Here is an 18,885-nt window from a genome sequence, read left to right as displayed (position 1 = left end):
CGCGATGACCCCCGACATGCGATGGTCATCCGCGTTGTTCAAGACTGTAACCGACGGCCTGGACCCTTGAGATAGTCGTCCGAACCGCGAGATGGATCACATGCAGGCCACACACAGGAGGAGCCACCCGTGCTGGAAGAGGCCGAGCGCTGGCTGACCAGGCGTTCCTGGTCCGTTGCCGACCGTCCGCTCAGCGCACTCGTCGCAGCCAAACGAGCGTCCGGAGCCTCGGTGAGTGTCGTACTGCCCGCGCTCGACGAGGAGGAGACGGTCGGCGGGATAGTCGCCGAGATCCGCCGTGAGCTGGTCGAGAAGGCCGCCCTCGTCGACGAGCTCGTGGTGATCGACTCCGGCTCGAAGGACCGTACGGCCGAGGTCGCCCGTGAGGCGGGCGCGCGGGTCGTGCACCGGGACGAGATCCTGCCGCGCATCCCGGCCGTGCCCGGCAAGGGCGAGGTGCTGTGGCGCTCACTCCTGGTGACCGGCGGTGACATAGTCGCGTTCGTCGACGCGGACCTGAGGGAGTTCTCGGCGGACTTCGTCACGGGCATCGTGGGCCCCCTCCTGACCGAGCCCGACGTGCAGTTCGTGAAGGCGATGTACGACCGCCCCCTGGCCGGAACAGCAGGTCAGGGCGGCCGGGTCACCGAGCTGATGGCGCGCCCGCTGCTCAACATGCACTGGCCCCAGCTGGCGGGCTTCGTCCAGCCCCTCGGCGGTGAGTACGCGGCACGCAGGTCCCTCCTGGAGCGGCTGCCGTTCCCCGTCGGTTACGGGGTGGAGCTGGGTCTGCTCGTCGACGCGCTGCACACGGTGGGCCTGGACGCGCTGGCGCAGGTCGATGTCGGTGTGCGCAAGCACCGGCATCAGGACGGGCAGGCGCTCGGCAGGATGGCGGCGGCGATCTACCGGACGGCGCAGCTGCGGCTGGCGCGCGGCCATCTCGTACGCCCCGAGTTGACCCAGTTCGAACGGGGCGAGCGGGGGTTCGAGCCGCGGACCCATCCGGTGGACACGGAGGAGAGGCCGCCGATGGCCGACATCGCGGAGTACGCGGCCCGCCGCGTGGCGTGACAGTCCCCTGCGGGGCCGCCTTCCGGCGGGCTGCGGCCATACGTTTGAGGGCTTCCGGTACGGGCTAAGTTTCGGCATATGGTCTCCGAGCACGCTGCCAAGGTTCTCGTCGCGTCCAACCGCGGCCCCGTCACGTACGCCCTTGAGGAGAACGGGGAGCTGACGGCGAAACGGGGAGGCGGCGGGCTCGTATCGGGCCTGAGCGCGATCGGCGGCTCCGACGGGGACGACGCGGCCCTGTGGGTCTGCGCGGCCCTGGGGGACGGTGACCGCGAGGCGGTGCGGCGGGGCGTCGGTGAACCCGGCGTACGGATGCTCGACATCGACCCGCGGGTGCACGCGGACGCGTACAACGGGATCGCGAACTCGGTGCTGTGGTTCGTCCACCACATGCTCTACCAGACGCCGCTCGAACCGGCCTTCGATGCGGAGTTCCGCGCACAGTGGGCGTCGTACGAGACCTACAACCGGGCCTTCGCCGAGGCGCTCGCGGAGAGCGCGGCGGGCGGCGCGGCGGTCCTGGTGCAGGACTATCACCTGGCGCTGGTGCCGGGCATGCTGCGGGAGCTCCGCCCCGACCTGCGCATCGGCCATTTCTCGCACACGCCGTGGGCGCCGGTGGACTACTTCCGGATGCTGCCGGACGACATCGCGGAGCAGCTGCTGCGGGGCATCCTCGGGGCCGACCGCGCGGCGTTCCTGACGGGCCGGTGGGCGGACGCGTTCACGGACTGCTGCGTCGCCGTCCTCGGTGGTACGTCGGGGACGCGGATCGGGGTGCACGGGCTCGGGGCTGACGCGGATTTCCTGCGGGAGCGGTCGCGGCGGGACGACGTGGAGGACCGGCTCGTCGCGCTGCGGGAGCAGGTGGGTGTCGGCCGGAAGGTGATTGTCCGGGTGGACCGGACGGAGCTCTCGAAGAACATCGTGCGCGGACTCCTGTCCTACCGGCAGCTCCTTGAGGACCACCCCGAGTGGCACGAGCGGGTGGTGCACGTGGCGTTCGCCTATCCGTCACGGCAGGACCTCGCGGTGTACCGGGACTACACGGCTGAGGTGCAGAGGGTCGCCGACGAGATCAACTCCCGCTTCGGCGTTGAGGGGTGGACGCCGGTGGTACTGCACGTGAAGGACGACTTCGCCCGCTCCCTCGCGGCGTACCGCCTGGCGGACGTGGCTCTGGTGAACCCGATCCGGGACGGCATGAACCTCGTCGCGAAGGAGGTGCCGGTCGTCTCGGACGAGGGGTGCGTGCTGGTGCTTTCCCGGGAGGCGGGGGCGTACGAGGAGTTGGGCGAGGACTCGCTTGTCGTGAACCCGTATGACGTGACGGGCACGACGGCGGCGTTGCACGCGGCTTTGACGATGCCGACCGGGGAGCGTTCCGAACGCACGAAACGCCTCGCGGCGGCGGCTACTGCTCTCCCCCCGGCCCAGTGGTTCCTGGACCAGCTGCGGGCGCTGGGGGACTGATCACCGGCTGCACCGAAGCCTTGCGAATCCCTCACCCAAGCCGCGCAGCGATCGCTCCCAGGAGTTCCACCACGCCCTGCGGCCCGTCCACCACCAGGTCGGCCCTCTCGGCCAACTCCACGACCTCCGCGCTGCCGCTGCACACGAGGAGGCCCCGCACCTGGTCCGAGCGGAGCTTCTCGACTGCGGCGAAGGCGGGCAGGTCGCCCAGGTCGTCGCCGGCGTACAGGACGGTTTCGGCGCCCACTTCGCGTACGTAGTCGGCGAGGGCCACGCCCTTGTCCATGCCGGGCGGGCGCAACTCAAGGACCAGGCGGCCCGGTTCGACGATCAGGCCGTGGCGGGATGCCAGCTCGGCGAGGGGTTCGCGCAGTGCGTCGAAGGCGGCCTGCGGGTCGCGCGCGCGGCGGGTGTGGACCGCGACCGCGCGGCCCTTCTCCTCGATCCACGTGCCGCGCCAGGCGCCGATCGCGTCCAGGAAGCCGGGCAGTTCGGCGCGCACGGCCGCCACGCCCGGGTGCGGCTCGGCCGCGTGCACGGTGGAGGAGACGGCGTCCCAGCGCTCGGCGCCGTAGTGACCGAGGACGACGAGGTGTTCGAGGCCGGGAACGCCGGCGAGGCCGCCGTAGCGCACCGCGACACCCGCCGGGCGGCCGGTGACCACGGCGACGGAGCACACCTTCGGCGCGAGCGCGGCGAGGGCGGGGACGGCGTCGGGGTGGGCGCGGGCCTGCTCGGGGTCGGGGACGATCACGGCTAGCGTGCCGTCGAAGTCGAGCGCGATCACGGTCTTCTCGGGCCGCGCGAGGAGCGCGGCCAGGCCTTCGCGCCCCGCGGGAGTCACGGGTTCGGGCAGCTCGGGAGAGTACACAGGGTCACCCATGGGCCCGACCCTACGCTCAACGCTCCCCGCGCCGGGACTCCCTGACACGCCGAAGCCGGTTGACGGTGACCGGATCGTGCGCAAGGGCGCGGGGGTCGTCGAGCAGGGCGTTCAGGAGCTGGTAGTAGCGCACCGGAACCAGGCCGAGCTGCTCGCGGACCGCACGCTCCTTGGACCCCGGCCCGGCCACCCAGTCGCGGCGCTCCATGGCGAGGATGGCGCGGTCGCGCTCGGAGAGGCCGGTGTCGGGGAACCCGTCGTCCGGGGCACCGTCCGGGGAATCGTCCGTGGCATCCGTCATGCCCGTCACGCTATTCCGAGTTCTCCTCGGTCGCCGCCTTGGCCTGGATCTGGCTGAGGATCGACGCCGGGTTGCCGTTCGGGTCGACGGCCTTGCCGATGTACTTCTTGACCTCGACGGAGATCTGCGCCCAGGACGTCTTGCCCACGGGGTACAGCTGCGAGGTGGGCAGCTCGTCCAGGAACTCGGCGAGCGCCTTGTCGTTCTTGTTGCCGGTCATCTCCTCGGCGGCGGAGGTGGTGACGGGCAGCAGGTCGTACTCGCGTGAGAAGTCCAGGACGTTCTTCGTGCTGTAGGCGAAGTCGAGGAACTTGCCGATCTCCTCGCCGTGGCCGCGCTGCTTGAAGGCCATCATCCAGTCGGCGACGCCCATCGTGGCCTGGGTGTGGCCGTTCACGCCGGGCATCGGCACCATGCCGTACTTCACGCCCTTCTTGGCGGCCATCTGCATCAGCGTGGGATGGCCGTTGAGCATGCCCACGTCGCCGCGGGTGAAGGCGGCGAAGGCCTCGGCGCGGTCGAGCTTGGCGGGCGGCGTGGGGCCGGTGAGGCCCTTGCCGACGAGCTCGTCCTTGAGCCAGTTGAACGTCTTCACGTTCTGCGTGGAGTCGATGTCGTACGTGCCGACGTTGTCGGTGTAGCCGCCGCCACCGCTGAGCAGCCACTGCATCGTCTCGGCCTGCGCCTCTTCCTTGCCGAGCGGCAGGGCGTAGGGGATCTTCACGCCGCGCGCCTTGAGCGCCTTGGCGTCGGCCGCGAGGTCGGTCCAGCTCTGCGGCGGGGTGAGGCCGGCGTCCTTGAAGATCTTCTCGTTGTAGAAGAGCAGACGCGTGGAGGAGGCGAACGGCATGCCGTACTGGACGCGCTTGACCTCACCCGCCTCCGAGAGGGGGGCCATGAAGTCGGCCTGGGTGGAGATCGAGACCAGGTCCTCGGTGCGGTACAGCTTGTCCGCCGCGGCATAGTCGGCGTACGCGCCGATCTGGGCCATGTCGGGGGCGTCGCCCGCCTTGACCATGTCCTTGACCTTGCGGTCGACGTCGGTCCAGGAGTAGACGCTGACGTCGACCTTGATGCCGGGGTTCTTCGCCTCGAACTTCTTGCTGAGCTTGTCCCAGTACTTCTGGGAGCTGTTGGCCTTGGAGTCGCCGTAGTCGGCGGCCACCAGCTTGAGGGTGACGTCGCCGGAGTCGCCCGGGCCGCCGCAGCCGGCGAGGACCGCCGCCATGCCCAGTGCGGCTATCGCCGCGGTCAGTCCTGTCGCGCGCCGCTGCACAGCTGTTCCCACCCTCGATGATCTACGTGAACTGCGATTTTCCCTCGCGTATGGACACGAGGTCTACACCACCTCAGTATCGCTTGTGCAACGGCGTACCAATGACGTCCCACCGGCAAGGAGCCTTGACGCATGTCGCGTACCGCAGCAGAGATAGCAACTCAGCCCGCCTGCTGGCACCGGGCGGCCGATGCCGCTCTCGCCTTCGACGGACTGCCGGAGCCGGGCGAGCGGGTCGCCGTCACCGGGTGCGGGACGTCGTGGTTCATGGCCATCGCGTACGCGGCTCTGCGCGAGGCCGCCGGGCAGGGCGAGACGGACGCGTTCGCTTCGTCGGAGTTCCCCGTCGGGCGGAAGTACGACCGCGTGGTGGCCATCACCCGGTCCGGTACGACGACGGAGGTCCTTGAGCTCCTCGGCGAGCTGAAGGGTGTCGTCCCGACCACGGCCCTCACCGCCGATCCGAAGACGCCGGTCATGGACGCGGCGGACTCCGTGGCGGTCCTTGACTGGGCGGACGAGAGGTCGGTCGTCCAGACCCGCTTCGCGACGACGGCCCTGGCCTTCCTGCGCGCCGGGCTCGGGGACATCCCCGGGGTGAAGTCGGTCGCGGAGGCCGCGGTGGACGCCGAGCTCGCGGTGACGGAGCCGCTGCCCGCGGCGGTTCTGGCCGCCGAGCAGTGGACGTTCCTCGGGCGGGGCTGGACGTACGGTCTCGCGCTCGAAGCGGCGCTGAAGATGCGGGAGGCGGCGGGGGCGTGGACGGAGTCGTACCCGGCGATGGAGTACCGCCACGGGCCGATCTCCATCACCGGGCCCGGACGGGTGGCGTGGATGTTCGGCGTGCTGCCGGAGGGTCTCGCCGGTGATGTGGCCCGGGTGGGCGGGGAGCTGGTGGCCCGCGAGGAGTTGGATCCGCTGGCGGACCTGATCCGGGCCCAGCGGCTCGCGGTGGCCCTCGCGGAGTCGCGCGGCTACGACCCGGACCGCCCGCGAAACCTGACGCGAAGCGTGATTCTGGGCTAGCGGGTAACTGCGGGGCAAACGGGTGGGTGGGCGGGAGACATCCGCCGCGAAGCGGCGGTTTTGGGGTCCCGCCCGACGGGGACCGGCGATTGACGGCGAAGTGGACTAGACCTCTCGCGGCCGACGCGCGAGACTGTCCCCCGTGAGACACGTCATCGCCCTCGATGTGGGCGGCACCGGAATGAAGGCCGCCCTGGTCGGGGCGGACGGCACGCTCCTTTACGAGGCGCGCCGCCCGACGGGACGCGAACGCGGGCCCGACGCGGTCGTCGAGTCCATCCTCGACTTCGCCGCCGACCTGCGCACCCACGGGATCGAGGCCTTCGGGGAACCCGCCGCCGCGGCCGGTGTCGCGATCCCCGGGATCGTCGACACCGAGCGCGGCATCGCGGTGTACGCCTCGAACCTCGGCTGGCGCGACGTCCCGATGCGCGAGCTGCTGAGCCGCAGGCTGGAAGCCGTACCCGTGGCCCTGGGCCACGACGTGCGCACCGGCGGCCTCGCCGAGGGCCGGATCGGCGCGGGCAAGGGCGCCGACCGGTTCCTCTTCGTACCCCTCGGCACGGGCATCGCCGGCGCCATCGGCATCGGCGGCGTCATCGAGCCCGGCGCGCACGGCTCCGCGGGCGAGATCGGCCATGTCGTCGTGCGTCCCGGCGGGCCGCTCTGCGGCTGCGGCCAGCGCGGCTGCCTGGAGCGGCTCGCATCCGCCTCCGCGGTGAGCGAGGCCTGGGCGGCGGCGAGCGGTGACCCGCGGGCGGACGCCGCTGACTGCGCCAAGGCCGTGGAGTCGGGCGATCCGCGGGCCCAGGCGGTCTGGCAGAACGCCATCGACGCCCTCGCGGACGGCCTCATCACCGCCCTCACTCTGCTGGACCCGCACACGCTGATCATCGGTGGCGGTCTGGCCGAGGCCGGGGAAACCTTGTTCACACCCCTGCGGGCGGCCGTCGCGGCGCGCGTCGTCCAGTTCCAGACGCTGCCCGACATCGTCCCCGCGGCCCTCGGCGACACAGCCGGGTGCCTGGGGGCGGGCCTGCTCGCCTGGGACCTCGTAAGGCCGGAGTCCGACCCCACGCCCGATCCCACGTCCGACCCCACGGAGGAAACCGCCTGATGGCCACTAGCAAAGTCCTCGCCGGTGCCCAGGTGGTCCTGCCCACCGGGACCCTCTCCAACGGCCGCGTGATCGTGGACGGCACGCGCATCTCCGGGAGCGCTCCCGCGGACGCGGAGGTGATCGACCTCGCGGGCCACTGGGTGGTCCCCGGCTTCGTCGACATCCACAACCACGGCGGTGGCGGCGCCTCCTTCACCTCCGGCACCGTCGAGGACGTACTCAAGGGTGTCCACACCCACCGCCTGCACGGCACCACCACCGTCGTCGCCTCCACCGTCACCGGCGAGATGGACTTCCTCGCCCAGCGGGCGGGCCTGCTCAGTGAGCTCGCCGAGCAGGGTGACATCGCCGGTATCCACTTCGAGGGGCCTTTCATCTCGCCGTGCCGCAAGGGCGCGCACAGCGAGGTGCTCCTTCGCGACCCGGACCCCGCCGAGGTCCGCAAGCTGATCGACGCGGCCCGCGGCCGGGCGAAGATGCTCACGCTCGCCACCGAGCTGCCGGGCGGCATCGACTCCGTACGCCTCCTCGCCGAGCACGGCGTGATCGCGGCCATCGGCCACACGGACGCGACGTACGAGCAGACGCAGGAGGCCATCGACGCGGGCGCCACCGTCGCGACGCACCTCTACAACGCGATGCCGGGCCTCGGCCACCGCACGCCAGGACCGATCGCGGCCCTCCTTGAGGACGAGCGGATCACGGTCGAGCTGATCAACGACGGCACGCATCTGCACCCCGCCTCGTTCGAGCTGGCCTTCCACCACGCGGGCGCGGCCCGCACCGCCCTCATCACGGACGCGATGGACGCGGCGGGCTTCGGCGACGGCCGGTACATGCTCGGCCCGCTGGAGGTCGAGGTGTCGGACAGCGTCGCGCGCCTCGTCGAGGGCGGCTCGATCGCGGGCTCGACCCTCACCCTTGACCGCGCGTTCAAACGCTCGGTGACCGTGGACAAGCTGCCGGTCGAGGACGTCGTCCAGGCGATCTCCGCCAACCCGGCCAAGCTCCTCGGGATGTACGACAGGGTCGGCTCCCTGGAGCCCGGCAAGGACGCCGACCTGGTGGTCCTCGACGCGGACTTCGACCTGAAGGGCGTCCTGCGCAAGGGCGAGTGGGTGGTTGCGCCCAGCCCGTTGAAGTGACGACAAAGAGAAGGCGGTTGGCCCTGGCCTCTGGGCCAACCGCCTTCTCTTTGGCATGATCAGCCCCGAAAGAGGGCGTCAGTAAGCGCGTTCTCCAGCGATCTCGGGGGTGGGTGACGAGTGATCCTCACGGTCACGCTGAACGCCGCCCTGGACATCACCTACCGCGTCCCCGCCCTCACCCCGCACACCTCGCACCGCGTCACCGAGGTCACCGAACGCCCCGGTGGCAAGGGCCTGAACGTCGCCCGCGTCCTGGCGGCCATCGGCCACGACGTGACGGTGACGGGCTTCGCGGGCGGCGACACGGGCCGCGTCCTGCACGACCGCCTCACGCGCGAGCCCCGCGTCACGGACGCGCTCGTTCCCGTCGAGGGCGCCACCCGCCGCACGCTCGCCATAGTCGACGCGGCGAGCGGCGACACCACGCAGCTCAACGAGCCGGGGCCGACGATCTCGCCCGCCGAGTGGGCCGCGTTCCTGGAGTCGTACGAGGAGTCGCTGCGCGGGGGCGTCGCGGCGGTCGCGCTCTGCGGGAGCCTGCCGCCGGGGGTGCCGGTCGGCGCGTACGCGACGCTCGTACGGGCCGCGCGCGCCGCCAAGGTCCCCGTGCTCCTGGACACCAGCGGGGAGGCGCTGCGCCGTGGCGTCGCCGCCCGCCCCGACATCGTCAAGCCGAACGCCGACGAACTGGCGGAGCTGACCGGCTCCCACGAGCCCGCCCAGGCGACCCGTGACGCCCGCCGCAGGGGCGCGCACGCGGTCGTGGCCTCGCTGGGCGCACGCGGCCTCCTTGCCGTCACCCCCGCCGGCACCTGGCAGGCGGCTCCGCCCACCCGCGTCCACGGCAACCCGACCGGCGCCGGTGACTCGGCGGTCGCGGGGCTGCTCTCCGCCCTGGTGGAGGAACTTCCGTGGCCCCAGCGCCTCGCACGGGCCGTGGCGCTCTCCGCGGCGACGGTCGAGTCCCCCGTGGCAGGCGAGTTCGCGCGCTCGACGTACGAAGATCTGCTCGCGCGGGTCGCGGTGACCGGGGAGGCCACCGCGGCGTGAGACCACGCGTCACCGCGTGGGCGACGCACAACGGGCCGGGACGGTCCGAGAATTGGGGATTCATCATGCCACTCGTATCCACCGGCGAACTGGTCGCCGACGCGCGCGCAGCGGGGCGCGGGGTCGCCGCCTTCAACGTCATCACGCTGGAGCACGCGGAGGCGATCGCCGCGGGCGCGGAGCAGGCGGGCGCCCCCGCGATCCTCCAGATCTCCGAGAACGCCGTGAAGTTCCACGGCGGCAGCCTGTCCGCCATCGCGGCGGCGGCAGCAGCGGTGGCCCGCACCTCGTCGGCCCCGCTCTCCCTGCACCTGGACCACGTCACGGACGTGGAACTCATGCGGGCCGCGCACCCCGAGGGCTTCAGCTCGGTGATGTTCGACGCGTCGAAGCTGTCGTACGACGAGAACGTCAAGGCGACGGCGGAGGCGGTGCGCTGGGGCCACGAGCGGGGCATCTGGATCGAGGCCGAGCTCGGCAAGGTGGGCGGCAAGGAGGGCGAGACCCCACTGGACGCGCACGCACCGGGCGTACGGACGGATCCCGCCGAAGCCGCGGCCTACGTCGCCGACACAGGCGTCGACGCCCTCGCGGTGGCGGTCGGCTCCTCGCACGCGATGACGTCGCGCACTGCTTCTCTGGACCACGAGTTGATCGCGGCACTGAAGACGGCCGTCCCGGTACCGCTGGTGCTGCACGGCTCAAGTGGCGTACCGGACAACGAGATTCGGCAGGCCATCGCATCCGGCATGGTGAAGATCAACGTGGGCACGGCGCTGAACACGGCGTTCACGGGGGCGGTGCGGGAGTACCTCGCGGAGAACGGGACCGGGGTGGACCCGCGCAAATACCTTGGCCCTGCGCGGGAGGCGATGGCGGGGACGGTGGCTCATTTTCAGCGGATCTTCGCTTGAGCAGGTTGTCGGTCGGAAATAGCGTGAAAGTATAGGACCAAAATCCAGGTGCCCATTACACTGAGAATGGATGTAACTCGTGAGGAAGCGCTCGCTCCTGCTGGCTGGTGTGGCCTTGATCGCTGCCATCCCGTTCACCGCACAACCAGCTTCTGCTGCCTCAAGATGCGATAGAGGCTGGGTTTGCGTGTGGTCAAAACCGAACTTCGGCGGGGGCGAACGTGACCGCAAGCTCACGCCGGGCTGCTACGGCACCCTCAGCGGAGGCGCGCGCTCGGTGTCGAACCAGTCCGGCAAGCGCATCACGCTCTACAGCGACACCGGATGCTATGGAAGCAAAATCAACCTGAAGACGGGCCACTACTCCAGCTCCCTTCCCTGGAAAGCCCGGAGCGTTGCCGTTTGGGGATAGCCCTGATCCACATGGGTCTGGCACCCACGTTCCGCGCTAGGTAGCAGATGCGCGTCGCAGCCCAACTAGCGCGGCGCGCATTCTGTGTGCGAGGCCACTCCGCGATAGAACGGTCCGCCGATACCCACCGGCGGACCGTTCAACATCGCACTCTCAAGCTGCCCGAGGAAAACAGCGATCAGTGGTTGACGTGTCCGGCCTTCAGCCAGACCTGGTCCAGGTTGGCGTCACACTGATCACCCTCCTGACAGGAGACCACCAGCGTGTTGGTGCCCTTGTTCAGGTGGACGTACGCATACGTCTTGGTCCACCCCTTCGCCCAGTCACCCTCTTCAGCCTTGGCGAAGTTGTCCATATTGAGCTTGCGGTCGGACGGCGTTCCGTTGACCAGAAGGGTTGTCTCGGCAGCCTTGCCGGGGACGCCGTAGCCCACGAAGAGGGTGTAGTCACCGCTCTTGGGGATGCCGTTCACGCTCCAAGTCGCCTGAGCTCCGACCTTGTTGAGCCCCGCCACATAGACCCCGCCCGCGGACTTCGCCCCGTCGATGTCGGAAGCCGTGGTCGTGCCGCCCTCAAGCTTCAGCGCCTTCGCGTCCGTCTTCGGGAGCTTGGCCGGCTTCGCCGGGTCCTTCGTCGGCTTCTCGCTGGGCTTGACCGTCTCGGCCTGCGTGGAGCCGGCGCCCGCTTCCTTCTTGTCGCCCTCGTCACCGCCGCCGAACATCATCGCGGCGCCGATCCCGATGGCGACGACCGCGACGACCGCTATCGCGGCGATCAGCAGGCCCTTGGTGTTGGGGCCGCCGCCACGACCGCCGGAGCCTCGGGACGCCGGGGTGTACTGCGGTGCCGTGGGGGCCCCGCCGGACTGTGTCTCCGGAGCGGCGTAGTGCGCGTTCGGCTGGCCGTAGGACTGCTGCTGCGGCGGCACCTGCTGGCCGTATGTGGGCGCGGCCTGCGTGCCGTAGGTGCTGGGGCGGCGGTCTCCGACCGCGCGCACCTGGTTGTACGAGGGCCGGGTACCCGGGTATCCGTAGCCGCCCCCGCCGCTGGGCGGGGTGGCGCCGGCGGCCTGTCCGTCCTCGTACAGATAGCCGAACGGATCGTCGTCGCCCTCTGGCGCGCTCGGCGTGTGCTCGCCGTTATTGCCGGGCGTCATTCCCAGGTCACTCCCTCATATCGCTGACCGGGGGAGCCTACCCGCTCCGGGTGATGTCACGGGGTGGCGTTGACCTCATCCGGCCCGCCTGTGCTGTTTGGCACGGGAGCGTTTCTCCACGTACATCCGCTGGTCAGCGGAGTGCAAGACCTCGTCTGCCGACATCCCGCAGTGGGCCCACCCGATGCCGAAACTGGCCCCTACCCGCACCGCTCGGCCATCCACGCGGATCGGCGGGATGATCGCGTTCCGCAGCCGCACCGCGAGGTCCTGCGCGTCGGCGCGGCCGAGCCCGTCGGCGAGGACGACGAACTCGTCACCGCCGAGCCGGGCGACCGTGTCACCGTCGCGCACACCGCTGGTGAGGCGCCTGGCCACCTCGATGAGGACCGCGTCACCCGTGTGATGCCCGAAGCGGTCGTTGATCGACTTGAAGCCGTCGAGGTCGCAGAAGAGCACGGCGAGACCCTTGGTGCCGTCGTCCGTGTCCCCGTGCCCCTCGGGCGGCGCGACCGTGTGCACGTGGTGGTCGAAGCCGTCGGCGGCCTGCTGCAGGGCGTGCGCGCCGTGCGAGCCGTAGTCGAAGCTGTGCTGCCCGTCGGCGTCGTACACACCGTCGTACGCCGCGTCGAGCGAGTCCACCGCGCTGGGCTGGCCCGCGTGGGGCCTGCGACAGAGCCGGGAGCTGAGGCGGGAGCGCAGCTCGGCGGAGTTCGGCAGGCCGGTGAGGGAGTCGTGCGACGCGCGGTGCGCGAGCTGGAGCTCGCGGCGCTTGCGGTCCTCTATGTCCTCGACGTGGGTGAGGAGGAAGCGCGGGCCGTCGGCGGCGTCCGCGACGACCGAGTTGCGCAGGGAGACCCAGACGTACGTCCCGTCGCGCCGGGCAAGCCGCAGCTCGGCACGGCCGCCCTCTGCGGAGGTCCGCAGGAGCGTGCCGATGTCCTCGGGGTGGACCAGGTCGGAGAACGAATAGCGGCGCATCGCGGACGCGGGGCGGCCGAGCAGGCGGCACAGCGCGTCGTTCGTGCGCAGGATGCGGCCGTGCTGGTCGCCGCCCATCTCGGCGATGGCCATGCCGGACGGCGCGTACTCGAAGGCCTGGCGGAAGGACTCCTCGCTGGCCCGCAGCGCCTGCTGCTCGCGCTCCAGGCGGACCAGGGCGCGCTGCATGTTGGCGCGAAGGCGGGCGTTGCTGATCGCGATGGCGGCCTGGAAGGCGTACATCTGCAGGGCCTCGCGGCCCCAGGCGCCGGGCCTGCGGCCGTTGCGGGGGCGGTCCACGGAGATCACGCCGAGCAGTTCGCCGCCGGCCGCGCCCGTGGCGTACATCGGGGCGAAGAGGCGGTCCGCCGGGTGCCACTCGTCCTCGAAGCGGGGCTCGGGGCCGTCGGTGTACCACTGCGGGACGTCGTCCTCGTCGAGGACCCAGCCCTCGGTGTACGAGATGAAGCGCAGGGCGCCCCAGGCCTCACCCATGGCCAGGCGCTTCTCCCAGGCGTCGCGTGATCCGACGCGGCCGGTGATGAGCGCTTCGGCGGCGGTGTTGCCCGCGAAGGCGGCGACGACCAGGTCGCCGTCAGGGCGTACGAGATTGACGCACGCCAGTTCGTAGCCAAGGCCGTTGACCACGCCGTCGGCGACGGTCTGCAGCGTGTCCGCCAGGCTTCGGGCCGTGTTGAGGTCCGCCACCACTTGATGCAGCTGCCGCAGGGTCGCAAGACGGACGTACGGCTCCGACTCGGTCTCCATTGCTCGCTCTCCCCGAGACCTCGACAGCAACTCCAGGATTCGCAGCGCCCTTACTGTTCTTTACTGTTCTCTCAGTACCTGAGTTCTCTCAGTGTCTGATTGCCACCGTCACTGAATCACAGCGAGCAGCTCACTCGGTACACAGGGTCAACAAAATATGGGTCCTGTGACTCAAGTCACAGGTGGGAAGCCTTCGTTGGTCCAGTCCACTTGGCCGATCGAGGGCCGCAAGGGCGGTCGGCCCCCGCCTGGTGAGGGCCTGCGCGAACCCCCTCGGCCATCGGACCTAGGCCTGGTCTCGGACCAGGGCCCGATGTGGTGGCGGGGGCGGCGGGACTAGCGTCGCTGCCGTGGTTCCCGTACTGAAGACATCGCCCAAGAGCGCGCCCGCGACTCCCCAAGAGCCGCCCTCCCCACGTATCCCGTCGCCCGGCGGGCATTCTGTGGGGGTGAGCAACGAAGATTTCCGCGCCGCCATGTCCCGGCTCGCCGCGGGTGTGGTCCTGGTGACCGCCCGCGAGCCGTCGCTGGACGCGGACGATCCGCGGGCCCCGGTCGGCGAGGACGTCGGCATGACCGCGACGGCCTTCCTCTCCGTCTCCCTCGACCCGCCTCTCGTGCTGGTCAGCCTGCGCGAGGGCTCCCGGATGGACGACCTGCTCGCGGAGCAGCCGCTGTGGGGCGTATCGGTGCTCTCCGAGAGCCAGCGCCACATCGCGGGCCGGTTCGCGATGAAGGGCAGGATCAGCGACCGGCTACTCTTCGAGGACATTCCCTACGTACGCGGAGAGGCGTCCGGGGCCCCGCTCATCGGCGGTGCGCTCGCGACGCTGGAGTGCCGGACGGAACAGACGGTGACGGCGGGCGATCACACGCTGGTCATCGGGCGGGTTCTTTCGGCCGCGCTGCCGAGCGTGGACGGTGGGCCGCTGGCCTATTTCAAGGGGAAGTACCGGCAGCTGGGGTGAGGGCCGCGGGCCCGCTCCGGGCTTCGGGCGGCCGGGCGGGATTTGCCGGCGGGACTGTTTGCTGCTGGGGGCAGGGATTTAGGGGGTGGCGAGGGGGCCGGGGGTCAGGGGGCCCGGGGGCCCGGGGGGCAGGGGATCAGCCCCAGCCCTCCCCCGAGCGGCCGCGCTTGGTCTGGCTGCGCTGCTTCTTCTCCCGCAGGCGCCGCTCGTTGATCCCGCGGGGGATCTTCGTGGCGCGGCGGGGCCGCGGCGGCGGCGCGGTGGCCTCCGCGAGGAGTGAGGCGAGGCGGGTGGCCGCCATCTCGCGGTTGCGCCACTGGGAGCGGTGCTCGGAGGCGCGAACGCTGACGACGCCGCCGACGAGGCGGCTCGCGAGGCGCTCCAGGGCGCGCTCCTTCCACACCGGAGGCAGAGCTTCGGTGTTGGCCAGGTCGAATCTCAGCTCCACCTGCGAATCGCTGGTGTTGACGTGCTGACCGCCCGGCCCGGACGACCTGGAGAATCGCCACATGAGCTCGGACTCCGGCAGGGAGACCGAGCCGCGGATGACATAGGGACCGGACATGCGTCCTATGGTCCCGCGTCTGTCCGGTCCACGTCACCCGTATTTACGACGCGCCCGCCGTGCGGTGCGGGAGATTCGGGTGGGACGCCAGAGATGAGTAAAGAAAGTAAAAGGAACTGGAACCTCTGGGACCCCGGTCGACGTTCATAGAGGTGACGGTAGCTTCGTCCCCAGTACGAAGCCCGTTCGTACGCAACGAGGGAAGGGACTCCCAACAATGGCAGTAAGCCTGTCCAAGGGTGGCAACGTCTCGCTCACCAAGGAGGCTCCGGGCCTGACCGCCGTCACCGTGGGCCTCGGCTGGGACGTCCGTACCACCACTGGCACCGACTTCGACCTCGACGCCTCGGCCATCGCGGTGAACCCGGAGGGCAAGGTCTACTCGGACGGCCACTTCGTCTTCTTCAACAACAAGGCGACGCCGGACCAGACCATCGTGCACACCGGTGACAACGTCACGGGCGCGGGCGAGGGCGACGACGAGCAGATCAACGTCAACCTGGCCGGCCTCCCGGCCGACGTCGACAAGATCGTCTTCCCGGTCTCGATCTACGACGCCGAGAACCGCTCGCAGAACTTCGGCCAGGTGCGGAACGCCTTCATCCGCATCCTCAACCAGGCCGGCGGCACGGAGATCGCCCGCTATGACCTGAGCGAGGACGCCGCCACCGAGACCGCCATGGTCTTCGGCGAGCTGTACCGCAGCGGCGCGGAGTGGAAGTTCCGCGCGGTGGGCCAGGGCTACGCGTCGGGCCTCACCGGCATCGCGCAGGACTTCGGCGTCAACGTCTGAGCCAGTAGGGCCAGTAGGGCCAGTTGCGCTGGTTGAGCTGGTTGAGCTAGCTGACGAAGGCCCCCGGCGGATCTTTCCGCCGGGGGCCTTCGCCGCGTGCGCGCGCTGCCCTCAGACGCTCTCTTGCGGTTCCTCCTGCTCACGCAGGGCGCGCCACTCGCTGACCGTGTTCCAGGCGAAGTAGGCGAGCGCGCCGCCTCCGCAGACGAGCCAGGCGAGGGACGGCTCCTGGGTGTCGAACACCTCGTCGACGACGAGGACCGCAAGGACCACTGTCGTGGCGAGGCTGCCGTACACCTTGCGCCGTGCGACCCGCTGCTCCCTGCGAGGCCCTTCCGAGAGGCGGAGGGCGTAGATCTCGACGTCACCGAAGACGTCCTCGGCGCGAACGCCGCGCTCGCCGTGCTCACCGCCGCCTTCCTCCACGGAGGCGAGATGCTGCCGGGCTTCGCGTACGTGACCACGCGCCTCGGCGGTCTTCATGGCGTGCCGCCCGCGCAACAGCCCTTGCAGGCGGGCCAGATACCGATCGTCGTCGACGCCGCCGGCCCGGCGGGCAGGAGTGAGCCAGCGGTCGAGCGTGGCGTCGGGAAACGCGTAGGCGCCGACGGCCCACGCCGCGCAGAGCAGCGCGAGCAGCGGCGCGGGCACGCGGAACAGCCGCTCCCCTGACGCGGCGACGGCGACGGCGGCCCCGCCGGCCACCACGGCGGCGGCTCCCGCGAGGAACCCCCACATGCCCCGGATCCGCCCCGCGGCGCGCACGGCGAAGGCGACGCAGCCGAGGGACACGGCCACGACGACGGTCGCGCAGACCGCGATCGAGGTCCAACTCCCCTCCACCCAGAGCCCGTCCTCGACCCAGCCGAGAACGCAGAACCCGACCCCGGCGAGCCCGAGCGTCCCGAGCGTGGCGCTGACCCGTTCGCCGGGCAGCATGCCGTGCGTGTCGACCCGGGCGCGACGCTCCTCGCCGATGCGCTCGGCGGCGACCGTACGGGCGTAGGCGTCGGCCTCCCCGAGGACCTCGCGGGCGGGAAGACCCGCGTCCCGTACGACCTCGTGCGCCTCCGCGAGGACTTCGTCGGCGAGGCCGCCGGGCGCATCGTGATCGAGGACGAGCCGCACCTCCACGCAGGCGGCCCACTCCTCGTCCTCCGCGCGCTCCCAACCGAGCGTCGACTTGGATGCCTTGCTCTTCCCCGCCTTGCTCATGCTTCCCCCTGCTGCTGCTCGTGTCCTGTGAGGAGGACGGCGACGGTCCGGGAGAACTCCCCCCAGGCGGCCTGGTCACGCCGCAGCCGCTTTCGCCCCTCCCCGGTGATCCGGTAGTACTTCCGCCCCGGCCCGCCCTCCCCGGCCCCCCACTCGACCTCGACGGCACCTTCCTCTTCGAGGCGCGTGAGGGCGGGATAGAGGGTCGCGGCCTTGACCCCGTCCATCCCCGCGTCGGCGAGACGGCTCAACAGGGCGTACCCGTAGCTCTTTTCCTCGCGGTCGAGGATGCCGAGCAGACAGAGGGGCAGCGCGGCGCGCGTCCATGAGGCGTGAGCGACGGGCACGGGCTCTCTCTTCTTTATTGCCGACTATTCCAGTATCCATAATAGTCCGCCTCGAAGCATGCCGCACAGACCGATCGGGCAGGGCAGTAGTGCTCGTTGACCACATCTCGTTGACCACATGAGGGAGTGTGAGGGCCATGGCGACCGTGGTGCTGGTCGGGACGCTGGACACCAAAGGGGCGGAGTACGCCTGGCTGCGTGAGCGGCTCAGGGAGTACGGCAGTGACGTGTTACTCGTCGACGCCGGTGTCCTGCCGCCGCCCCCGCACGCGCCCATCCCCGCCCCCGACGTATCCGCCGACGCCGTGGCCCGCGCGGCCGGGCATGAGCTGGCCCGGCTGCGGAGTAACGGCGAGCGGGGCGCGGCCGTGGCGGCGATGGCGGACGGCGTGACCGAGGTGGTGCTGGACCTGCATCGGCAGGGCAAGCTGCACGCGGTGCTCGCCGCCGGGGGCAGCGGCGGTTCGTCGATCGCCGCGCAGGCGATGCGGGCGCTGCCGATCGGGGTGCCGAAAGTGCTGGTGAGCACGATGGCGGGCGGTGACGTGGCCCCGTACGTGGGCAGCAGCGACCTCACCCTGATGTACAGCGTCGTCGACATCTCCGGCATCAACGCCGTCTCGCGGCAGGTCCTCGGCAACGCGGCGGCGGCAGCCGCGGGCATGGCACGGCGCTACGAACGCAACCACGACGATCTCGCGGGCCGTGGCCGCAGGGTGGTCGCGGCGACGATGTTCGGCGTGACGACACCCGCGATCGACGCGGCCCGCGCCCGCCTCCACGAGCTCGGCTACGAGGTCCTCGTCTTCCACGCCACGGGCGCCGGTGGCCGCGCGGTGGAGAAACTGGCGTCCGACGGGATGCTGGACGGCGTACTGGACCTGACGACCACCGAACTCGCCGACGAGCTGGTCGGCGGAGTCCTCTCCGCGGGCCCCGAGCGCCTCACCGCTGCGGGCCGCGCGGGCATCCCGCAGGTGGTCGCGCCCGGGGCCCTCGACATGGTCAACTTCGGCCCCGAGCGCACGGTCCCGCCCCGTTTCGCGGACCGCGACCTCCTCGTGCACAACCCCACGGTCACCCTGATGCGTACGACAGCCGATGAGATGGCCGCACTCGGCGCCGTCCTCGGCCACAAGCTGGCCGCCGCGCGCGGCCCCGCCGAACTCTTCTGGCCGCTGCGGGGCGTCTCGGCGGTGGACGCCGAAGGCGGCCCGTTCGCGGACCCGGCGGCGGACGAAGCGGGGCTGCGTGCGCTCCGGTCGACGGTGCGCGGCAGCAACGTACGACTCCACGAGGTGGACGCGCACATCAACGACGCGGTGTTCGCGGTGGCGATGGCGGACCGCCTGGACGAACTGATCCGTTCACGCGCGCTGAAGCCGGCGACGTGACGTCCGACAACTGGCTTAACT

General features: G+C 70.8%; 19 protein-coding genes. 11 read left to right on the top strand and 8 right to left on the bottom strand.

What is annotated here, in order from left to right; all coding sequences use genetic code 11:
- Positions 1-129 precede the first annotated feature (129 nt).
- Complete coding sequence (locus ACGFX9_RS36965; protein ID WP_393483808.1) at positions 130-1,074, top strand: glucosyl-3-phosphoglycerate synthase; 945 nt, start codon at positions 130-132, stop codon at positions 1,072-1,074.
- Positions 1,075-1,152: 78 nt separating this feature from the next.
- Entirely contained in the window at positions 1,153-2,547 is a 1,395-nt protein-coding gene (locus ACGFX9_RS36960) for a trehalose-6-phosphate synthase (protein WP_393483805.1), read from the top strand.
- Between the two features lie 31 nt (positions 2,548-2,578).
- Here ACGFX9_RS36960 and otsB read toward each other — a convergent pair whose 3' ends face one another.
- Genes otsB through ACGFX9_RS36945 form a run of 3 tightly spaced genes read right to left on the bottom strand, consistent with a single transcriptional unit; the run spans position 2,579 to position 4,959 of the window.
- Positions 2,579-3,430, bottom strand: a complete 852-nt coding sequence (otsB, locus tag ACGFX9_RS36955; RefSeq protein ID WP_393483801.1) for a trehalose-phosphatase — start codon at positions 3,428-3,430, stop codon at positions 2,579-2,581.
- 16 nt (positions 3,431-3,446) lie between these two features.
- Positions 3,447-3,731 (bottom strand): DUF3263 domain-containing protein, encoded by a 285-nt coding sequence (locus ACGFX9_RS36950; protein WP_393483799.1) that lies wholly within the window; start codon positions 3,729-3,731, stop codon positions 3,447-3,449.
- Between the two features lie 10 nt (positions 3,732-3,741).
- Positions 3,742-4,959, bottom strand: coding sequence for an ABC transporter substrate-binding protein (locus tag ACGFX9_RS36945; RefSeq protein ID WP_393483883.1), 1,218 nt, complete (start codon positions 4,957-4,959; stop codon positions 3,742-3,744).
- 180 nt (positions 4,960-5,139) lie between these two features.
- On the opposite strand from ACGFX9_RS36945, the gene ACGFX9_RS36940 reads away from it, so the two are divergent.
- From ACGFX9_RS36940 to ACGFX9_RS36915, 6 genes are all read left to right on the top strand, one after another.
- A complete protein-coding gene (locus ACGFX9_RS36940; RefSeq protein ID WP_393483796.1) occupies positions 5,140-6,033 on the top strand; it encodes an SIS domain-containing protein in 894 nt (297 codons plus the stop codon).
- 142 nt (positions 6,034-6,175) lie between these two features.
- Complete coding sequence (locus ACGFX9_RS36935; RefSeq protein WP_393483793.1) at positions 6,176-7,150, top strand: ROK family protein; 975 nt, start codon at positions 6,176-6,178, stop codon at positions 7,148-7,150.
- Entirely contained in the window at positions 7,150-8,298 is a 1,149-nt protein-coding gene (nagA, locus tag ACGFX9_RS36930) for an N-acetylglucosamine-6-phosphate deacetylase (RefSeq protein WP_393483791.1), read from the top strand. The genes ACGFX9_RS36935 and nagA overlap by 1 nt, the downstream gene beginning before the upstream one ends.
- 120 nt (positions 8,299-8,418) lie before the next feature.
- Positions 8,419-9,351, top strand: a complete 933-nt coding sequence (locus ACGFX9_RS36925) for a 1-phosphofructokinase family hexose kinase (protein WP_393483788.1) — start codon at positions 8,419-8,421, stop codon at positions 9,349-9,351.
- Between the two features lie 65 nt (positions 9,352-9,416).
- On the top strand, positions 9,417-10,265 hold the full coding sequence (locus ACGFX9_RS36920) for a ketose-bisphosphate aldolase (RefSeq protein ID WP_393483785.1): 849 nt from the start codon (positions 9,417-9,419) through the stop codon (positions 10,263-10,265).
- A 79-nt stretch (positions 10,266-10,344) separates the two neighbouring features.
- Positions 10,345-10,677, top strand: a complete 333-nt coding sequence (locus ACGFX9_RS36915) for a peptidase inhibitor family I36 protein (protein WP_393483782.1) — start codon at positions 10,345-10,347, stop codon at positions 10,675-10,677.
- Positions 10,678-10,855: 178 nt separating this feature from the next.
- Here ACGFX9_RS36915 and ACGFX9_RS36910 read toward each other — a convergent pair whose 3' ends face one another.
- Positions 10,856-11,833, bottom strand: coding sequence for a carbohydrate-binding protein (locus ACGFX9_RS36910; protein ID WP_393483779.1), 978 nt, complete (start codon positions 11,831-11,833; stop codon positions 10,856-10,858).
- 75 nt (positions 11,834-11,908) lie between these two features.
- Positions 11,909-13,582, bottom strand: a complete 1,674-nt coding sequence (cdgB, locus tag ACGFX9_RS36905) for a diguanylate cyclase CdgB (protein WP_393483776.1) — start codon at positions 13,580-13,582, stop codon at positions 11,909-11,911.
- A gap of 419 nt (positions 13,583-14,001) precedes the next feature.
- Between cdgB and ACGFX9_RS36900 the strand changes: the two genes are divergently transcribed.
- Complete coding sequence (locus ACGFX9_RS36900) at positions 14,002-14,550, top strand: flavin reductase family protein (RefSeq protein ID WP_393483880.1); 549 nt, start codon at positions 14,002-14,004, stop codon at positions 14,548-14,550.
- A 136-nt stretch (positions 14,551-14,686) separates the two neighbouring features.
- On the opposite strand, the gene arfB is transcribed toward ACGFX9_RS36900, so the two are convergent.
- Positions 14,687-15,124, bottom strand: coding sequence for an alternative ribosome rescue aminoacyl-tRNA hydrolase ArfB (gene arfB / locus ACGFX9_RS36895; protein WP_393483877.1), 438 nt, complete (start codon positions 15,122-15,124; stop codon positions 14,687-14,689).
- A 208-nt stretch (positions 15,125-15,332) separates the two neighbouring features.
- Here arfB and ACGFX9_RS36890 point away from each other — a divergent pair, with 208 nt between their 5' ends.
- Positions 15,333-15,908 carry a TerD family protein gene (locus tag ACGFX9_RS36890; protein WP_393483773.1) on the top strand — a complete coding sequence of 192 codons (576 nt, stop codon included), beginning with the start codon at positions 15,333-15,335 and terminating at the stop codon, positions 15,906-15,908.
- A gap of 111 nt (positions 15,909-16,019) precedes the next feature.
- Here the strand turns inward: ACGFX9_RS36890 and ACGFX9_RS36885 are convergent, their stop codons facing one another.
- On the bottom strand, positions 16,020-17,123 hold the full coding sequence (locus ACGFX9_RS36885; RefSeq protein ID WP_393483770.1) for a hypothetical protein: 1,104 nt from the start codon (positions 17,121-17,123) through the stop codon (positions 16,020-16,022).
- Complete coding sequence (locus ACGFX9_RS36880; RefSeq protein ID WP_393483766.1) at positions 17,120-17,470, bottom strand: PadR family transcriptional regulator; 351 nt, start codon at positions 17,468-17,470, stop codon at positions 17,120-17,122. Before ACGFX9_RS36880 ends, ACGFX9_RS36885 begins: the two co-directional genes overlap by 4 nt.
- Positions 17,471-17,607: 137 nt before the next feature.
- Here ACGFX9_RS36880 and ACGFX9_RS36875 point away from each other — a divergent pair, with 137 nt between their 5' ends.
- Complete coding sequence (locus ACGFX9_RS36875) at positions 17,608-18,864, top strand: Tm-1-like ATP-binding domain-containing protein (RefSeq protein WP_393483761.1); 1,257 nt, start codon at positions 17,608-17,610, stop codon at positions 18,862-18,864.
- The last annotated feature ends 21 nt before the right edge of the window (positions 18,865-18,885 follow it).

The sequence above is a fragment of the Streptomyces sp. NPDC048436 genome (assembly GCF_043200355.1).
In the GTDB taxonomy this organism is placed as follows: domain Bacteria; phylum Actinomycetota; class Actinomycetes; order Streptomycetales; family Streptomycetaceae; genus Streptomyces.
Note: the sequence above shows the minus strand (reverse complement) of the source record. Positions and strands in the feature narration are given on the sequence as shown.

Bases quoted from the DNA above. Each gene is read 5' to 3' on its own strand.
- ACGFX9_RS36960 (WP_393483805.1), top strand. From the start codon at position 1,153: ATGGTCTCCGAGCACGCTGCCAAGGTTCTCGTCGCGTCCAACCGCGGC.
- otsB (WP_393483801.1), bottom strand. From the start codon at position 3,430: ATGGGTGACCCTGTGTACTCTCCCGAGCTGCCCGAACCCGTGACTCCC.
- ACGFX9_RS36950 (WP_393483799.1), bottom strand. From the start codon at position 3,731: ATGACGGATGCCACGGACGATTCCCCGGACGGTGCCCCGGACGACGGG.
- ACGFX9_RS36945 (WP_393483883.1), bottom strand. From the start codon at position 4,959: ATGGCGGCGGTCCTCGCCGGCTGCGGCGGCCCGGGCGACTCCGGCGAC.
- ACGFX9_RS36940 (WP_393483796.1), top strand. From the start codon at position 5,140: ATGTCGCGTACCGCAGCAGAGATAGCAACTCAGCCCGCCTGCTGGCAC.
- nagA (WP_393483791.1), top strand. From the start codon at position 7,150: ATGGCCACTAGCAAAGTCCTCGCCGGTGCCCAGGTGGTCCTGCCCACC.
- ACGFX9_RS36920 (WP_393483785.1), top strand. From the start codon at position 9,417: ATGCCACTCGTATCCACCGGCGAACTGGTCGCCGACGCGCGCGCAGCG.
- ACGFX9_RS36910 (WP_393483779.1), bottom strand. From the start codon at position 11,833: ATGACGCCCGGCAATAACGGCGAGCACACGCCGAGCGCGCCAGAGGGC.
- cdgB (WP_393483776.1), bottom strand. From the start codon at position 13,582: ATGGAGACCGAGTCGGAGCCGTACGTCCGTCTTGCGACCCTGCGGCAG.
- ACGFX9_RS36890 (WP_393483773.1), top strand. From the start codon at position 15,333: ATGGCAGTAAGCCTGTCCAAGGGTGGCAACGTCTCGCTCACCAAGGAG.
- ACGFX9_RS36885 (WP_393483770.1), bottom strand. From the start codon at position 17,123: ATGAGCAAGGCGGGGAAGAGCAAGGCATCCAAGTCGACGCTCGGTTGG.
- ACGFX9_RS36875 (WP_393483761.1), top strand. From the start codon at position 17,608: ATGGCGACCGTGGTGCTGGTCGGGACGCTGGACACCAAAGGGGCGGAG.